This window comes from Pantoea sp. Lij88, assembly GCF_030062155.1.
In the GTDB taxonomy this organism is placed as follows: domain Bacteria; phylum Pseudomonadota; class Gammaproteobacteria; order Enterobacterales; family Enterobacteriaceae; genus Pantoea.
Map to the genome: position 1 here is coordinate 619,291 of NZ_CP118269.1, position 15,320 is coordinate 634,610.

Consider the following 15,320-nt stretch of genomic DNA (forward strand, 5'->3'; position numbering starts at 1 on the left):
TTACATAGCATCCCGAATTTTTTTACAGATAAATTCAGTCCTTAATTTTCGAGATGAGAGGTCTGTGGTTGCTCTGCGTGAGGCATCAATGAAATCTCTATATTCATCATTTGGAGCTAGAGCATCTCTAGCCGTAACCTCATCATATCTTGCACTAATTTCGTCTAGCGAATTTCTTATTTGGCCGATATTGTTATTGTTAATGTTGGTTCTAGGCGCATCACTTAAATTTTCCAAGCCATAAATACAATGTGCAATTGATGTAAATAATGTATAGAAAAAATGGATTCTGTGGAAATTGGTTTGTTTCAGTTCTTCAGACGGATATATCTCTCCTATTACCGTCATTACATTATCGAATTTCTCTGCTGCATCATTACAGTTATCCTCATCATCGTCATACTTTTTGTAAAGAGTAGGGATGTGCTTTTTAGGCTGAATGCCTTCAATCAATGAGCCTAGTAGGTCAGAGGAAAGTTCAGCTTCTGACATCCTTGTTACCTCTTTCTCAGAAACAACCCCTCCTTCGATAAAATAAGCAACATATCTAAACCCTAAACTATACGCAGCTTGTTTAAAATAACCCAAGTATTGAGCATTAAGTAATTCTTGAGGGTTTAATTTAACAGAATACGTATTAAGTCTCGCAAATATATCTAAGATATCTTCGAACGATAAGTCGAAAAGCATATCTACGCCGATTTCATACTGTAAAAATTCTGATTTTATCTCATCAGGCAAATCATCAAAGTAGAACGAAGAAAACTCTCTGTTATGAGCTCGAGAAACTTTAAAGTCTCCATTAATATAGCTCAGTATGGCTCTAAGTCTTTGTTGGCCATCAACAACTGTTCTAACGTTTCTTCCAACATTCAACGTTTGAGTTATAAGAATTTTAGGTATTGGCTTTCCTCTTAATATAGTATCGACTAGATAAGATTTAGCTTTCTCCGTCCAAACTGATCTTCTTTGAAACTTTGGTGAGAGTTCCAGTAGGCCTGTCTGGCTCCATTCCAAAAAATCTGAAATATTGTAAGCGCGAGTATCAAAATTCTTCATAATATTCTCATTTATATTTAATAAGGTTTTGCATGATTTAAGATGCGAGACCTATGGATGATGCTTTCATTTATATAAACTATAACATTTTTTCTTGAATGATTTATTATTGATAAATAGATAGTTAGGTTTCGGGCCATTGTATTGGCCAGCAAGTTGTTGAACGGCTTGGCTTCCTCAAAGTTGAGTATTCCACTTTCAACATACCGCTATCTGACTCAGCAGGTTGAACAACTTTGCTTCTGAAAAATGATCTGGTCCAAAGTGCGCATACCGCATCGTTACCTTGATATCGGTGTGCCCCAATATTCTTTGTAGCACTAGAATGTTACCGCCATTCATCATGAAATGAGAAGCGAAAGTGTGGCGTAAAACATGTGTAAGCTGCCCTGCAGGTGTCTCAATGCCAGCACGTTGCATGGCCTTCCTGAAAGCTGAATAGCATGGTTTAAAGAGCAATTGTGCTTTCCTGCTCGATGGAAGTTCAGCCTGTAATTTTTCACTTATCGGCACAGCTCGGTTTTTCTTCCCTTTAGTTTTCACTTAGATGATCTGACCAGCGCGGATCTGATTACCCTTCAAGCCTTCTGCCTCACTCCATCGTGCGCCGGTTGCTAAGCAGATTTTTACAATGGTAGTCAGATCTTTTGAACGGCTATTGTCACACTTGGCAATAAGAGTTCTGATTTCTTCAATGGTGAGATACGCCATCTCAGATTCACTAATCTTAAACTCGCGCATGTTTTCTAATGGGTTTGGCGCGGTCCATTCATCCAATCGGCGTAGCTCATTAAACATCGCCCTGAAATACGCCAACTCTAAATTCACCGTACGCAGCGTAACCATCTTCACTCGGCTGGAGCGGGTGATCTTCCCACTTAACCGCTGCTCGCGATAAGACGCAAAAATTTTTGCGTTAAACTCGGTTGCGAGTGGGTTTCCCATAGCCTCGCAGGCGAACGCCATTGTGGTTCGCCTCTTCGCACCATCCGCCAACGTAATGCCATGCGTGTTGAACCATAATTCAACCAGCTCAATTACCCGCCGCTTATCTGCCTTCTCTCCCAGCCAGGGCTTATCTTGAACCTGCTCTTTTACGAACTTCTCATAGGATTGTGCTTCGCCCTTAGTCGCAAACTGGCGGCGTATCCTTTTGCCGTCACGGCCATCGGGGAAAACTTGTGCCTATAACATCACGCTGGGTAATTTGTTAATCGCTTTGCTAAGTTTTTAGTGATATTTAGTACGTGCATAGCCATCATTTTTCACATGCCGCCTTCGGTTATCGAGTCCATGACTCTGACCGAGATTCTGGAGTGGCTGCACAAAGCAATCCTGTAAAGCAGAGCCAGCGATGAGCGATAAAAATCTACGTTCGCAGGTCGTGTTGGGCGCAGTCTATCAGCTAACGAGCTCCTTTCACAACGTCCGCTAAAGCTGGCTGGCACACTGCGCGAGACGCTCAACATCTTAATGTGCTGGGCACACAGGCCGGGCGCAATGACGGCTTCCGTAAAACCAGCTCAGGGCTTGCCGTCACCGCTAAAAGCCTTAAATCCGCCCGTTAATACGTGGCGTGGCTACCCGTACCGATGGCCGGTAATGATTCCGGTATGTTCCAGTTCCCGCCAGAGGGTACGCTGATTGAGGTCGGTTTTACCGGCCGACGCCCGGACAAACCGTTTGTGCGCCAGACGATGCCGGAAGGGACCAGCCTGCCGGACGTTAAGCCGGGCGAACAGCTGCAGCAGCAGCGCGCGGAAGTATCACAGCGGGTAACACAGGCGGGAGACTGGGAGCGCCAGACCGATCAGGCCATCCGTGAAACGTCCATGAACCGGGAGGTTAAAGCCGATACTGAAAAGCGTGAGCTGATCAGCAGGGAAACGACTGTGAAGGCAACGGAAAGGACCACGGTGATCGGAACGGCGTCACTGATGGCCGGAGCCATTCAGCATGTCACTACCGGCAGTTACAGCGTGGCCGCGCAGCAGAGCCAGCTGATTACAGTGGGCGGTAATGCGGAAACAGACGTCACCGGCAGCGCGGCGATAAAAGTCGGTCAGGCGCTGACTGAAAAAATTGGGCAGCTGCGACAGAGCATTGCCAGGACGCGTCAGGAGATTATCGCGCCGGTGGTGTGGATTGGTTCAGAGAAGATTAACGTGGCCCAGCTGATGCTCGATACCGTGGCACTCGTGCAGCAGCTGGCTGAACAGCTGGCCAGCCATACGCACCCGTCAACCGGTCAGCCCACGAACAGCAGCGCCATCGCACAGAGTGGCCAGCAGACCGCCGCACTCAGTACGAAATATTCCCCCGTCATCGGCAAATAAGCCAGCACACTGACCCGCTATCGCAGCGTGTTTATTATTACCCGTCACCAGAACGCCTCAGACTCACGCTGCGCCACGCGTAGGCGCGACCATCACGCACGATTACTCCTGACAGATCATCCGCAGAGCGTGGCACTGGCTGCGCGTCAGCCACGGCAAAATAATCGCTGCGCAGACAAAATCGGCGCTACACCGCACCCGCCTGCAGGTTTTACATCATAAAAATTTTTCAGTTTTATTTTTTTACAAAGGGCATGGCCAGACCGCGCCAGTATGGGGTTCTGCTGGAGTTCGCCAACTGAAAAGAGCGAAAAGGATTTCAGTGCTTTTCAGTTTTAAGGATCTAAAATGGATCACGATAAAAGTTAGAAGACTGAAATTTAAGGGAATTATATGTTTTACGTTAGTAGGCAGATGATAAGTGGATCTCTGGTGGTGATGCTTTAAACGATGAAATCCAGCTGCGGTAGGGTTTGAGCGGGGTTTGATGTATAGAGGAGAATGAAAAATATGACAATGCTATTAGCATATTGAGAACAATGTGTATGTGAAGAAAAAAATGAAGGGGCATCCACAATTCCAAACAGTATGGATAATAAAATCCCCATAATACTAGTTAGCTAGCTTATTTTGACTCGCTGCAGCAGATAAAACATTTGCATTAGAAGTGTAAACATTAAGGCCATCAGCTGTAGTATAGTCACCATCATCAGTAATGATATTTAGAACTCCAGAAGACTTCATGCTTTCATGAATCATCAGGTCATAGCCATCTAATGTATTATTAGGCATTAGACTAACACATTCATTAGTCAGTTCCTCACAAACATTAATTTTTATCTGTGTGGCTAAAGACTCAACTTGCAACCAAGATGTTTTGATTTCATTTATAGCTGCATTTCTTTCATTGCTATAAATATGGCGAAAATCTTTAGTGCTAATCTTTTTACTGACAACTTTTTCGTGTATTTCTCTTTCAGACTTTTCAATAATATGAGCAAGCTCAGCCAATGAAAGTCCTGAGTGAAAAAGAGTGGCGTTTTTACCCAAGACTGAATTAATAAATTGGTTATAGCTTTGAAGGTATTGCCTATTTGAAGGTATGCCTTTGGAATAAGTGAGCCAAAACCATACATTAGTATCTACAAAGAAACTGTCAGAACCTTTTGGTGTATATTTGTTAATATTGTAAACATTCGATAAAATTTTACCATTGAAAGCCATTAGTCTGCCTCCTTGGCTTGCTGCTCAAGTATTTCATCTACAATTCGCTTGTAATCCACATTTGAATTGAAACGGCTTACATTCTCCACTACACGATCAACAATTGAATGCCCAACAGGGTCTAGGTTTTCGAGATGCAATAAACCAGATAAATCGCTTTGTGGAAATGCATTGAGCAACTGCCCGATGCTAAAATTAAAAAAAGGTGAAGCAAACATCTTCACATTCGAGAAGTCTAACGTTACTTTCTCTCTATGGTTAATATGTGGTGCAACCATATCAAATAATTTCTGCCCGTCATCTTTTAAAATGCATCGAGGACCGATAAATTCTTTGATGGAAATATTCATATTAACTCCCTGGTTCTGATGTGAGGCGATAATACTTTTCATCACACACTAAAGTAATGCTAAGTATAGTTCCTTTGAAGTAAAATGGTAATGTTTTATATTCTTCACCATTTGCATCCATTTTTACATAAGCATTATGACTATATAACTCTAACTTCCCATTATTTACGCTGACCAAATCCTTAAGCAAATTAAGGCCTAAGCCCCTTGGAACCCCATTTACTGCAGCAGTTGTGTTTCCACTAATACATGCCCACCTTAAGCATGACTCAGCAGTAATTGATTCTGCCCTAGTATCAGCGGAGAGATAACCTCTAACTTTATTCGGTATTCCCACACCAAAATCAACAACGCACAAAACTAATTCATTTCTTTGATGAAAATGTTGACCACAAGAATAGACCCCAACGGGCGAATTAGCATGCTCGAAAGAATTTGTATATATCTCCCAAACTTTACCAACGATAGCATCGCGCAAAGGTTCACTAACTCGGACCCAGCCTTTACCAATCCAATTCTGGGTTAAATAATCTAAAATAGAATTAAAATCTTCATATCGATCTTCACGATACGGTATTGCATGGCCTGTATAACCACGGCCACCGTGGCCAAGCGCATTGCAAAATCCATTCTGAACCAATGACGCTTTCACTTTGGGTGATAGCGATTCCCAGAAGAAAAAGATTGTTTTACCTTGATTTTGAAGAGAACGTACCGTTCCTCCTAAGAAAGCAACTGCATTCGGTCTCAGAAAGTTGCAATAAGTAAAAACAAAACGAACTTGTGTTGTTCCTGAAGTCGTAGCTTGCTCAAAAATCATGAACAATCTGCAAAAGTCGCTTTCCGTGCCATTCAAGGTTGGCACCATAATGGTTAAACCTGTTTTCTCATCGAACATACTTCGTCCCAGCATGTACTTTCGTTCCAATATCGCATAGTTCGTTTTGATTTTGAACCGGCAGTTGTCTGCTTAATCTGTGGAACAGAGCGATAAAAATAATGCTGAAAGACTCAAAGAAATTTCTTGGGGGACAAAAAGGGGGCAAAAGAAAATTTAATAACATAAAATTCAGTCTGAACCTAAGTTTAACTTTATGAATTTTATGGAGAAATTTGGTGGCCCCTGCTGGGCTTGAACCAGCGACCAAGCGATTATGAGTCGCCTGCTCTAACCACTGAGCTAAGGGGCCAGCGGAGCGGGGATTATAAAGTATCTCTTCAGGGCGATCCAGCACTCAGCCACTGGTTGCTGAAATAAGCAGCAGCGATTTACCTGCTGATTTCTATAACAAATCTGCCTGGTTGTGAAGTCGAAGTCGCAAATCGGCACGGAAAATGCTTCTCCATGCCGTTAACGAAACTGGACGTAAGGCGCAATGGGTTAACGCTGACTCAGTTCTGACGATAGCGGGATGCGGATTTATCCCGTGAAAGGTGAGGGACCATCGCGCCACGTGCCCGATCATAGTCGTGCCACATCTGCAGATCCTCCAGCGGCGGAATGGTTACCGCCTCTTTGCTGTCGAGACCGGCAAGCGCAGCATCTACCATCTCATCAACGTCCATCACCATCTCAGCCGGGAACTCATTGATCGACTGGCCTGCACGTTCGAAAATTTCAGTGCGGGTCGCGCCGGGTAAGACGGCCTGCACCTGCACGCCGCTCTCTGCGAGTTCACGCTGCATGGCGCGCGTCAGGGTCAGCACGTATGATTTGGTGGCGTTATAGGCACCGTTAAACATCTCATGCACCAGCGACAGCACTGAGGCGATATTGATAATAACGCCATGACCGCGTGCTTTAAACGCCCGGCCAGCTGCCTGTGCCAGACGGGTTGGCGCCAGAATATTTAACGCCAGCATGCTGTTAATGCGCGTAATGTCCGCCTCCAGAAACTCGCCTTCCACGCTCATGCCCGCGTTGTTCAGCAGCAGCGTAATCTGAGCGTTGTTGGCCAGTTCTGACTCTACGCGCTGCAGGTCCTGTTCATGCGTTAAGTCAGCCTTCATCACGGTCACCTTAACAGCGTGCTGCTGCGCCAGGGTGTCAGCCAGCGTGGTGAGCCGAGCCTGATCCCTCGCCACCAGGATCAAATCATAACCGCGTGCTGCCAGTCGTTTTGCATAGGTCGCGCCGATACCGCTGGATGCGCCGGTGATTAAAGCTGTGCCTGATTGTGACATTTTTGCTTCCTCGTATGATGGTCGTCATAATGGTTATCAATATGACGATCATCATATAAACCGTCAAGCTGGAATATGATGACCGTAATAATTACTATAATAGCCAGAAGCTATGCAGCAGACAGTGCAGGAGACGAGATGGAAAAGCAGGGCAGCAAAGCACAAACGCGGCAGCGTATCCTTGATGAAGCGGCGCGTGTGATGCGTGAAACCGGCACCGAAGGGATTGGTGTGGCGGCGCTGATGAAGCGGGTCGGCCTGACACACGGCGGTTTTTATGCGCATTTTGCATCGCGCGAGGAGCTGGTTGAGGAGGTGCTGAAGCATATGTTCGCTGAAGCCGATACCTTTAAGCCCACGGCGTCCGTGACCCGGCCCGCGCAGCGGCTGGCTGATTTTATTGATAGTTATCTTTCCGAGGCGCATCGCAATGCACCGGCTCAGGGCTGCCCGCTGGCGGCGCTGGTAAGTGAAGTGGCTCATCTGCCACAGCCGACGCGGCAGATCTTCGCCCAGGGCTTTAATGCGATGCAGGCCAGTCTGACGCAGATACTGGGTGAGCTGATGCTGCCGGATGCGGAAGCGCTGGCTTCCAGTGTGATGGCAGAGATGATTGGCGCGCTGGCGCTGGCCCGAGCCTGTCCGGATGCGGAGCAGGCCAGCCTGATGCTGCAACGCAGTCGTGCTGCGCTGAAGCAGCGCACGCTGGAGGTGGCAGCATGAGTGAGCACGCTATCCGCGACATCATCAGCTCCGGTCTGGATGTGCTGTTCTGCGGCATCAACCCAGGCCAGTCAACTGCCCATCAGGGATTTCACTTTGCGCATCCCGGCAACCGGTTCTGGAAGGTGATCCATCTGGCGGGATTCACCCGGCAGCAGCTGAAACCGGAGGAAGAACAGCGTCTGACAGAAACCGGCTGCGGCATCACGATGCTGGTTGAGCGGCCCACGGTGCAGGCGAATGAGTTAGCGCCGGATGAGCTGCGGGATGGTGGCAAACGCCTGATGCAGAAGGTGCTGGATTATCAGCCCGCCGCGCTGGCGATTCTGGGTAAAGATGCGTTTCGTCGCGCCTTTAAGCAGAGCAAAGTCGAATGGGGCAAGCAGCCGATCTGTATGGGGAAAACGCAGGTATGGGTGTTGCCGAATCCGAGCGGACTGAATCGTGCTTCACTGGATGAGATGGTCGGGGCGTATCGTCAGCTCTGGCTGGAACTGCATCCGGAGAGCGACTGAATCTGCGCAGGGCAGGGGAGAGGCGGTAACAGGCAGGCATAAAAAACCCCGGCGAACCGGGGTTTTTGTCGGACTTAATCGTCGAGGAAGCTACGCAGCACTTCCGAACGGCTCGGATGGCGCAGTTTACGCAGAGCTTTCGCTTCAATCTGACGAATACGCTCACGCGTTACGTCGAACTGTTTGCCTACTTCTTCCAGCGTATGGTCCGTGTTCATATCGATACCGAAACGCATGCGAAGCACTTTCGCTTCACGAGCGGTCAGGCCAGCCAGCACGTCATGGGTGGCAGAACGCAGGCTCTCTGAGGTAGCAGAATCCAGCGGCAGCTCCAGCGTGGTGTCTTCGATGAAATCGCCCAGATGTGAATCTTCATCATCACCAATCGGCGTCTCCATAGAGATCGGCTCTTTAGCGATTTTCAGCACTTTGCGAATTTTATCTTCCGGCATCAGCATACGCTCAGCCAGCTCTTCCGGCGTCGGTTCGCGGCCCATCTCCTGCAGCATCTGGCGCGAAATACGGTTGAGCTTGTTGATGGTCTCAATCATATGCACCGGAATACGGATGGTACGCGCCTGGTCGGCGATAGAGCGGGTGATAGCCTGACGGATCCACCAGGTCGCATAAGTCGAGAACTTGTAACCACGGCGATATTCAAACTTATCTACCGCTTTCATCAGGCCGATATTACCTTCCTGAATCAGGTCGAGGAACTGCAGACCGCGGTTGGTATATTTCTTCGCAATCGAAATAACCAGACGCAGGTTAGCTTCCACCATCTCTTTCTTAGCGCGACGCGCTTTGGCTTCACCGATCGACATGCGACGGTTAATGTCTTTGACCTGTTCAATGGTCAGGCCGGTCTCTTCTTCGACCTGCGCCAGCTTCTGCAGGGAACGGGTCACGTCATCCTGCACTTCCAGCAGCTTTTCAGACCACGGCTTGTTCATTGCCAGTGCGGCTTTGAACCAGGTTTCATTCGTTTCGTTGCCGGTAAACAGCGTGATGAAGTTTTTCTTCGGCATTTTGCACAGCTCAATACAGAGCTTCATGATCAGACGTTCCTGGGTACGGACACGTTCCATCATGATGCGCATGCTGCCGACCAGGTAATCGAACTGCTTCGGTACCAGGCGGAACTGCTTGAAGACGTCAGAAAGATTCTGGATTTCAGCAACGGCGGCAGCATGACTGCGACCTTTGCTTTTAATCACAGAGCGGGTCGTTTCATACTGCTTACGCAGGTCAGAAAACTTCTCGCGCGCCAGTTCCGGATCGATGGAGTTATCGTCGTCGGAGCTGTCGTCATCCTCTTCATCTTCTTCTTCATCGTCTTTACGATCGGCTTCAGAAAGCTCAGAGCCCACGTGCGTTGCCGTTGGGGCGATATCGGCTTCTGCATTTGGATCGACAAAACCGGTGATCAGATCGGAGAGGCGTGATTCGCCTGCTTCAACTTTGTCGTATTGATCCAGAAGATACGTAATCGCTTCAGGGTATTCGGCTACAGAACACTGAACCTGGTTGATACCGTCTTCAATACGCTTGGCGATGTCGATTTCGCCTTCGCGCGTCAGCAGTTCAACGGTACCCATTTCACGCATATACATGCGAACCGGGTCAGTGGTGCGCCCGATTTCAGATTCAACGCTGGATAACACCTGAGCGGCAGCTTCCGCGGCATCTTCGTCAGTATCGGAGCTGTTTTCGTTCAGCATCAGATCGTCGGCATCAGGGGCTTCTTCAACCACCTGAATACCCATGTCGTTAATCATCTGGATGATGTCTTCGATCTGATCTGAGTCGACGATATCTTCCGGCAGATGGTCATTGACCTCAGCATAGGTCAGATAGCCTTGCTCCTTACCACGGGTGACAAGAAGCTTGAGCTGTGACTGCGGGTTTTGCTCCATAAGACGGTATCCACACTTCTGTTAAATTAGATTGGTGTCGGTCGGCAGCGCGCCAACAATAGCAGTGAAGGCGTTTAATTCTTGCCGCTGCCTTCGTCGCGGCGTGGGCTTTGCCCATCAGTGTTCGGCACTTAAGCCGCTTGTGTTAACTCTGTGCTAAGGGCCTGGCTTACTTGCCATTCTGCTTCCCGGCAGTGCTCGCTCTCCTCACGTACTTGAGTACGCTCCGGAAGCTGTGCGCTGGCGGTAACCAGACTGGCATCGACGCCGACGGCCTTTAAAATCTTGCTCATGGCTTGGCTTACTTGCCATTCTGCTTCCCGGCAGTGCTCGCTCTCCTCACGTACTTGAGTACGCTCCGGGAGCTGTGCGCTGGCGGTAACCAGACTGGCTTCGATGCCAAACCGTTAAAATTTGTGCGGCTGCCCTTTCGTCGTTCGGAGCGGGCAGCGTGCTGAAATTCTTATTTCCTGGCAAACGCCTGACTGAGCGTCCAGAATTCACGGCGCTCATCGGTGCTGAGTCCCTGGGTGCGCTCGCGCGCAATCAAAAACTCCAGGCGCTCTTCAAGAGCTGAATCATAGATGCTGGCCAGCGAGTCCTGAAACACCGCTTCGGCTTCTTCATCTACTATCATGTGGTTCCAGATCGCCAGCGTTTCAAGCGTCTGACTAAAATTTGTCCCGCGATATAACTCTAGTAGCTGTCCGGTGGTCAATCCAGGATTCTCAGTACACCGACCCACTAATTCAATAAATAGCGGTAATCCCGGCATTTTTGACTCAGACAGCCCATCAAGTGAAGGCACCAGGGTGGCCAGCTGCGGGTTCTGTATCAGCAACGCAATCAGCACACGCATAGTGGTCCGTTTCAGCGGTGGCGCAACCGGCGCCGTTCCGCTTGCGGCCAGCTTCGGCATCAACTTTTCGAGCTGATTGTCGTCAAGAATACCCAGCTTATTCCCCAGCTCCTGACGCATGTAAATACGTAAGGTCTCACCGGGGATCTGCGTAATCAGCGGTAAAGCCAGCGTGCTCAGGCGCGCTTTTCCGTCGCGTGAGCTCAGATCCACCTGCGGCAGCAGGCTATCAAATAAAAACGAAGAGAGCGGCATCGCCTGCTCCATCCTCGCTTCGAAGGCGGCTTTACCCTCTTTGCGTACCAGCGTATCCGGGTCTTCACCATCGGGTAAAAACATAAAGCGTAGCTGACGACCATCATTCATGTAAGGCAATGCGGTCTCCAGCGCACGCCATGCCGCTTCACGTCCCGCTCTGTCGCCGTCGTAACAGCAGATCACGGTATCGGTGCTGCGAAACAGCAACTGAATGTGTTCAGCAGTGGTGGAGGTGCCTAATGACGCAACGGCATAATCGATGCCGTACTGCGCCAGCGCAACCACGTCCATGTATCCCTCGACCACTAACAGACGGGCGGGTTCAGGATGGTTTTTAACTGCTTCATACAGGCCATAGAGCTGGCGGCCTTTATGGAAAATAGGGGTTTCCGGCGAGTTCAGATACTTTGGCGTATCGTTACCCAGTACGCGTCCGCCAAAACCAATGACGCGTCCACGCTTATCGCGGATCGGAAACATGACGCGGTCGCGAAACCGGTCATAAGTACGGCCTTTGTCATTGCTGACCAGCATGCCCGCTTCCATCAATGACTCGCGGTCTTCCGATTGCTTACCAAAACGCTTGAGAACATTGTCCCAGCCGGATGGCGCGTAACCTATAGCGAAATGATTGATGATGTCGGCGCTCAGACCACGACGATCAAGATAGTCGCGTGCTGGCTGCGCACTGGATTGCTGCAGACCCTGCTGATAAAAACCGTTCAGGTTCTCCATCAGCTGATACAGGCTCTGGCGCTGATGGCGTTCCATCTGGCTGGGCCCGCTGCCTGCTTCGTAAGGCACGTCTAAACCGTGGGAAGTGGCTAACTCTTCAATACTTTCAACAAACTCCAGACGATCAAAGTTCATTAAAAAGTCGATAGCGTTGCCGTGAGCACCACAGCCGAAACAGTGATAGAACTGCTTTTCGCCGTTTACGGTGAAAGAGGGCGTTTTTTCATTATGGAAAGGACAGCACGCATGGAAATTCTTACCCTGCTTTTTCAGCTTAACGCGGGCATCGATAAGATCCACGATATCCGTGCGGGCAAGTAAATCGTTGATAAATACGCGTGGAATTCGTCCAGCCATACGCCCCAGATTTTCAGCTCATAAACGGCAACAAGCCGCGCTTCCTTTCGGAAAGCACGGCCTTTTACTTGACTCTGTCTGCGTGAATCACGCGGTGGAGGCGGACCTCCGGAACGACTTAGTACAGACGAGTGCGGCGTGCGTTTTCGCGAGCCAGTTTCTTGGCGTGACGCTTAACTGCTGACGCTTTGGCGCGCTTACGTTCTGTAGTCGGTTTTTCATAGAACTCACGACGACGAACTTCGGCCAGAACGCCTGCTTTCTCGCATGAACGCTTGAAGCGACGCAGTGCTACGTCAAATGGCTCGTTTTCACGTACTTTAATTACCGGCATGTAACTCTCACCTCGATAAAATTCGGTTTTTGCTGCTGACTGCGGCGCCAGCAAATTCAAAATGGTGCAGCATTTTACTCCAACTCAGGTTGGTTTGTAAAGCACCATGGATAATTTGAAACCAACAGGAGCGTTTGCCTGTGCGGCTGCCGGTTTTTCCAGGGGCGGGAGTATAGCGCACTCTTTAGCCGACAGAAAATGACTTTTTACGCGGGATGCCTGCGCTGCACATCCAATTGCTGTGATAAACTGCGCGCCGCAAGAATGAGGTGATGCAATGCGAATTCTGGGTATTGAAACGTCGTGCGATGAAACCGGCATCGCAATCTATGATGACGAGGCCGGATTACTGGCTAACCAACTCTACAGCCAGGTAAAACTGCACGCCGATTATGGCGGTGTGGTGCCGGAACTGGCCTCACGTGATCACGTGCGTAAAACCGTGCCGCTGATTCAGGCGGCGCTGAAAGAGGCGGGGCTGGAGCCGCAGCAGATAGATGCCGTCGCCTACACCGCCGGTCCCGGACTGGTCGGTGCGCTGCTGGTCGGCGCCACCATTGGCCGCGCTCTGGCGTTTGCCTGGAAAGTGCCCGCCGTGCCGGTTCATCATATGGAAGGTCACCTGCTGGCGCCGATGCTGGAAGAGAATCCACCGGCGTTTCCGTTTGTGGCACTCCTGGTGTCGGGCGGACATACTCAGCTGATTAGCGTCACCGGCGTCGGTGAGTACGAATTGCTGGGTGAATCGATCGATGATGCCGCGGGCGAAGCCTTTGATAAGACGGCGAAGCTGCTCGGTCTGGATTATCCGGGTGGGCCCATGTTGTCGAAGATGGCGCAGCAGGGCACGGCGGGGCGTTTTACCTTCCCGCGTCCGATGACTGACCGCCCGGGCCTGGATTTCAGCTTCTCTGGCCTGAAAACCTTTGCCGCTAATACCATTCGCGCCAATCCTGACGATGATCAGACCCGTGCTGACATCGCCCGTGCGTTTGAAGATGCGGTCGTGGATACGCTGTCGATCAAATGCAAGCGTGCGCTGGATCAGACCGGCTTTAAACGTCTGGTGATTGCGGGCGGCGTCAGCGCTAACCGCACACTGCGCGAGCAGATGGCGATCATGATGCAAAAACGCGGCGGTGAAGTGTTCTACGCCCGCCCGGAGTTCTGTACCGATAACGGTGCGATGATCGCGTATGCGGGCATGGTGCGGTTAAAAGGCGGAACGCGAGGCGAGTTGAGCGTCAGTGTGCGACCGCGCTGGCCGCTGGCAGAACTGCCCGCCATCTGATGTAAAAAAAGCCGGCTTGCCGGCTTTTTTTATGGCTCAGATTTCTTTTTACGCTTCCAGATCTTGCCTTCCTGACCCCGCCACAACCGCTGAATATTATCGTGATGACGCAGCAGAATAAGACAGGAGAGCATGGAAACCGGGAAGGTGAACTGCGGTTTGAACCACCAGACATAGAATGGCGCGATCAACGCGCTGACGATGGCACCCAGCGAGGAATAGCCGCTGAGTAAAACCGTTAACAGCCAGGTGCCAGTGACCAGCCCGGTTAAGTCCCAGCCAATCGGCGCGATGGCACCAAATGCCGTCGCCACGCCTTTGCCACCGCGAAAGTGAAAGAACACCGGGTAGATATGACCCAGACACGCAGCAATGGCGGTCAGGCCGAGGTAAAGCGGAGTCACGTGCATCAGATAAGCCAGCCAGACCGGCACCATCCCCTTCAGCACATCAAACACTAATACGGTTGCGGCGGCGGCTTTACCGCCCAGACGCAGTACGTTGGTGGCACCAGGATTGCCTGAACCGTGTGTGCGGGGATCGGGCAGGCCAGCGAGTTTGCAGACCAGAATCGCACTGGAAATGGAACCGCAAAGATACGCGAAAATAATCATACCAAGCGCGAAAGCACTCATAACACCGTACCGTTCCCTTTAGGGTCGTTTTGATCTCATCAACCGTGGATAATACGCATAATCCGCCGGAAGTGGTATCCGGCTTAGCCAAAAACAGAGACCCTCATCATGGATATCGTATTTATAGAACAACTCACGGTGTTCACCACCATTGGCGTTTACGACTGGGAACAGGGCATACAGCAGAAGCTGGTGCTCGATGTCGAAATGGCCTGGGATAACCGCCTGGCGGCCAGCAGCGACGATGTGGAGGATTGCCTGAGCTATGCGGATGTCTCTTCTGCGATCCTGACGCATCTGAACGGTGGTCGTTTTGCCCTGGTTGAGCGGGTTGCTGAAGAAATCGCGGATCTGTTGATGAACCGTTTCAATTCGCCTGGCGTACGTATAAAGGTAAGCAAACCGGGCGCTGTAGCCCAGGCGGCGCAGGTTGGCGTGCGAATTGAGCGCGGGACTATTCCTAAATAAATACGATGTGATTGCCATCACAATGAAACCAAACCAAATTACTGTCTGTCATAGCGTGTACCGTTTCGTTACAGCA

14 protein-coding genes, 1 tRNA gene and 2 pseudogenes are annotated in these 15,320 nt (G+C 50.0%); 6 read left to right on the forward strand and 11 right to left on the reverse strand.

What is annotated here, in order from left to right:
- On the reverse strand, positions 1 to 1,059 hold the full coding sequence (locus PU624_RS06850; RefSeq protein WP_283547045.1) for a DUF262 domain-containing protein: 1,059 nt from the start codon (positions 1,057 to 1,059) through the stop codon (positions 1 to 3).
- Positions 1,060 to 1,257: 198 nt separating this feature from the next.
- Positions 1,258 to 2,253 (reverse strand): annotated as a pseudogene (locus tag PU624_RS06855) (phage integrase).
- A gap of 75 nt (positions 2,254 to 2,328) precedes the next feature.
- Between PU624_RS06855 and PU624_RS06860 the strand changes: the two are divergent.
- Together PU624_RS06860 and PU624_RS06865 are read left to right on the forward strand one after the other, a co-directional pair.
- Positions 2,329 to 2,400, forward strand: coding sequence for a GpE family phage tail protein (locus PU624_RS06860; RefSeq protein WP_283547947.1), 72 nt, complete (start codon positions 2,329 to 2,331; stop codon positions 2,398 to 2,400).
- Positions 2,401 to 2,639: 239 nt separating this feature from the next.
- Positions 2,640 to 3,395 (forward strand): annotated as a pseudogene (locus PU624_RS06865) (hypothetical protein); the annotation flags it as partial.
- 612 nt (positions 3,396 to 4,007) lie between these two features.
- Here PU624_RS06865 and PU624_RS06870 read toward each other — a convergent pair.
- The 5 genes from PU624_RS06870 to PU624_RS06890 all read right to left on the reverse strand — a co-directional run bounded on the left by PU624_RS06870 (position 4,008) and on the right by PU624_RS06890 (position 7,153).
- Positions 4,008 to 4,619 carry a PIN domain-containing protein gene (locus PU624_RS06870; RefSeq protein ID WP_283547046.1) on the reverse strand — a complete coding sequence of 204 codons (612 nt, stop codon included), beginning with the start codon at positions 4,617 to 4,619 and terminating at the stop codon, positions 4,008 to 4,010.
- Positions 4,619 to 4,969: an STAS-like domain-containing protein gene (locus PU624_RS06875; protein ID WP_283547047.1), complete on the reverse strand. Its 351-nt coding sequence runs from the start codon at positions 4,967 to 4,969 to the stop codon at positions 4,619 to 4,621. Before PU624_RS06875 ends, PU624_RS06870 begins: the two co-directional genes overlap by 1 nt.
- A 1-nt stretch (position 4,970) precedes the next feature.
- Entirely contained in the window at positions 4,971 to 5,867 is an 897-nt protein-coding gene (locus tag PU624_RS06880) for a hypothetical protein (protein ID WP_283547048.1), read from the reverse strand.
- A 216-nt stretch (positions 5,868 to 6,083) separates the two neighbouring features.
- Positions 6,084 to 6,159 (reverse strand) — tRNA-Ile (locus PU624_RS06885).
- Between the two features lie 202 nt (positions 6,160 to 6,361).
- Positions 6,362 to 7,153, reverse strand: a complete 792-nt coding sequence (locus PU624_RS06890; protein WP_283547049.1) for an SDR family NAD(P)-dependent oxidoreductase — start codon at positions 7,151 to 7,153, stop codon at positions 6,362 to 6,364.
- Between the two features lie 138 nt (positions 7,154 to 7,291).
- Between PU624_RS06890 and PU624_RS06895 the strand changes: the two genes are divergently transcribed.
- The gene (locus PU624_RS06895) at positions 7,292 to 7,876 is read left to right on the forward strand and encodes a TetR/AcrR family transcriptional regulator (protein ID WP_283547050.1); all 585 of its coding nucleotides are present in this window, start codon (positions 7,292 to 7,294) and stop codon (positions 7,874 to 7,876) included.
- Positions 7,873 to 8,391 carry a G/U mismatch-specific DNA glycosylase gene (gene mug, locus PU624_RS06900; RefSeq protein ID WP_283547051.1) on the forward strand — a complete coding sequence of 173 codons (519 nt, stop codon included), beginning with the start codon at positions 7,873 to 7,875 and terminating at the stop codon, positions 8,389 to 8,391. Before PU624_RS06895 ends, mug begins: the two co-directional genes overlap by 4 nt.
- Before the next feature lie 74 nt (positions 8,392 to 8,465).
- On the opposite strand, the gene rpoD is transcribed toward mug, so the two are convergent.
- The 3 genes from rpoD to rpsU form a co-directional block, all read right to left on the reverse strand.
- Complete coding sequence (gene rpoD, locus PU624_RS06905; RefSeq protein WP_283547052.1) at positions 8,466 to 10,307, reverse strand: RNA polymerase sigma factor RpoD; 1,842 nt, start codon at positions 10,305 to 10,307, stop codon at positions 8,466 to 8,468.
- A 463-nt stretch (positions 10,308 to 10,770) separates the two neighbouring features.
- A complete protein-coding gene (gene dnaG, locus PU624_RS06910) occupies positions 10,771 to 12,516 on the reverse strand; it encodes a DNA primase (protein ID WP_283547053.1) in 1,746 nt (581 codons plus the stop codon).
- A 118-nt stretch (positions 12,517 to 12,634) separates the two neighbouring features.
- Positions 12,635 to 12,850 carry a 30S ribosomal protein S21 gene (rpsU, locus tag PU624_RS06915; RefSeq protein WP_001144069.1) on the reverse strand — a complete coding sequence of 72 codons (216 nt, stop codon included), beginning with the start codon at positions 12,848 to 12,850 and terminating at the stop codon, positions 12,635 to 12,637.
- 277 nt (positions 12,851 to 13,127) lie between these two features.
- On the opposite strand from rpsU, the gene tsaD reads away from it, so the two are divergent.
- Complete coding sequence (gene tsaD, locus PU624_RS06920; protein WP_283547054.1) at positions 13,128 to 14,141, forward strand: tRNA (adenosine(37)-N6)-threonylcarbamoyltransferase complex transferase subunit TsaD; 1,014 nt, start codon at positions 13,128 to 13,130, stop codon at positions 14,139 to 14,141.
- Between the two features lie 29 nt (positions 14,142 to 14,170).
- On the opposite strand, the gene plsY is transcribed toward tsaD, so the two are convergent.
- The gene (plsY, locus tag PU624_RS06925; RefSeq protein ID WP_283547055.1) at positions 14,171 to 14,776 is read right to left on the reverse strand and encodes a glycerol-3-phosphate 1-O-acyltransferase PlsY; all 606 of its coding nucleotides are present in this window, start codon (positions 14,774 to 14,776) and stop codon (positions 14,171 to 14,173) included.
- A gap of 108 nt (positions 14,777 to 14,884) precedes the next feature.
- Between plsY and folB the strand changes: the two genes are divergently transcribed.
- Positions 14,885 to 15,244, forward strand: coding sequence for a bifunctional dihydroneopterin aldolase/7,8-dihydroneopterin epimerase (folB, locus tag PU624_RS06930; RefSeq protein ID WP_283547056.1), 360 nt, complete (start codon positions 14,885 to 14,887; stop codon positions 15,242 to 15,244).
- Positions 15,245 to 15,320 lie beyond the last annotated feature (76 nt).

What these genes read in the sequence shown, in the direction of transcription:
- PU624_RS06850 (WP_283547045.1), bottom strand. Translation starts at nt 1,059, where the DNA reads ATGAAGAATTTTGATACTCGCGCTTACAATATTTCAGATTTTTTGGAA.
- PU624_RS06870 (WP_283547046.1), bottom strand. Translation starts at nt 4,619, where the DNA reads ATGGCTTTCAATGGTAAAATTTTATCGAATGTTTACAATATTAACAAA.
- PU624_RS06875 (WP_283547047.1), bottom strand. Translation starts at nt 4,969, where the DNA reads ATGAATATTTCCATCAAAGAATTTATCGGTCCTCGATGCATTTTAAAA.
- PU624_RS06880 (WP_283547048.1), bottom strand. Translation starts at nt 5,867, where the DNA reads ATGTTCGATGAGAAAACAGGTTTAACCATTATGGTGCCAACCTTGAAT.
- PU624_RS06890 (WP_283547049.1), bottom strand. Translation starts at nt 7,153, where the DNA reads ATGTCACAATCAGGCACAGCTTTAATCACCGGCGCATCCAGCGGTATC.
- PU624_RS06895 (WP_283547050.1), top strand. Translation starts at nt 7,292, where the DNA reads ATGGAAAAGCAGGGCAGCAAAGCACAAACGCGGCAGCGTATCCTTGAT.
- mug (WP_283547051.1), top strand. Translation starts at nt 7,873, where the DNA reads ATGAGTGAGCACGCTATCCGCGACATCATCAGCTCCGGTCTGGATGTG.
- rpoD (WP_283547052.1), bottom strand. Translation starts at nt 10,307, where the DNA reads ATGGAGCAAAACCCGCAGTCACAGCTCAAGCTTCTTGTCACCCGTGGT.
- dnaG (WP_283547053.1), bottom strand. Translation starts at nt 12,516, where the DNA reads ATGGCTGGACGAATTCCACGCGTATTTATCAACGATTTACTTGCCCGC.
- rpsU (WP_001144069.1), bottom strand. Translation starts at nt 12,850, where the DNA reads ATGCCGGTAATTAAAGTACGTGAAAACGAGCCATTTGACGTAGCACTG.
- tsaD (WP_283547054.1), top strand. Translation starts at nt 13,128, where the DNA reads ATGCGAATTCTGGGTATTGAAACGTCGTGCGATGAAACCGGCATCGCA.
- plsY (WP_283547055.1), bottom strand. Translation starts at nt 14,776, where the DNA reads ATGAGTGCTTTCGCGCTTGGTATGATTATTTTCGCGTATCTTTGCGGT.
- folB (WP_283547056.1), top strand. Translation starts at nt 14,885, where the DNA reads ATGGATATCGTATTTATAGAACAACTCACGGTGTTCACCACCATTGGC.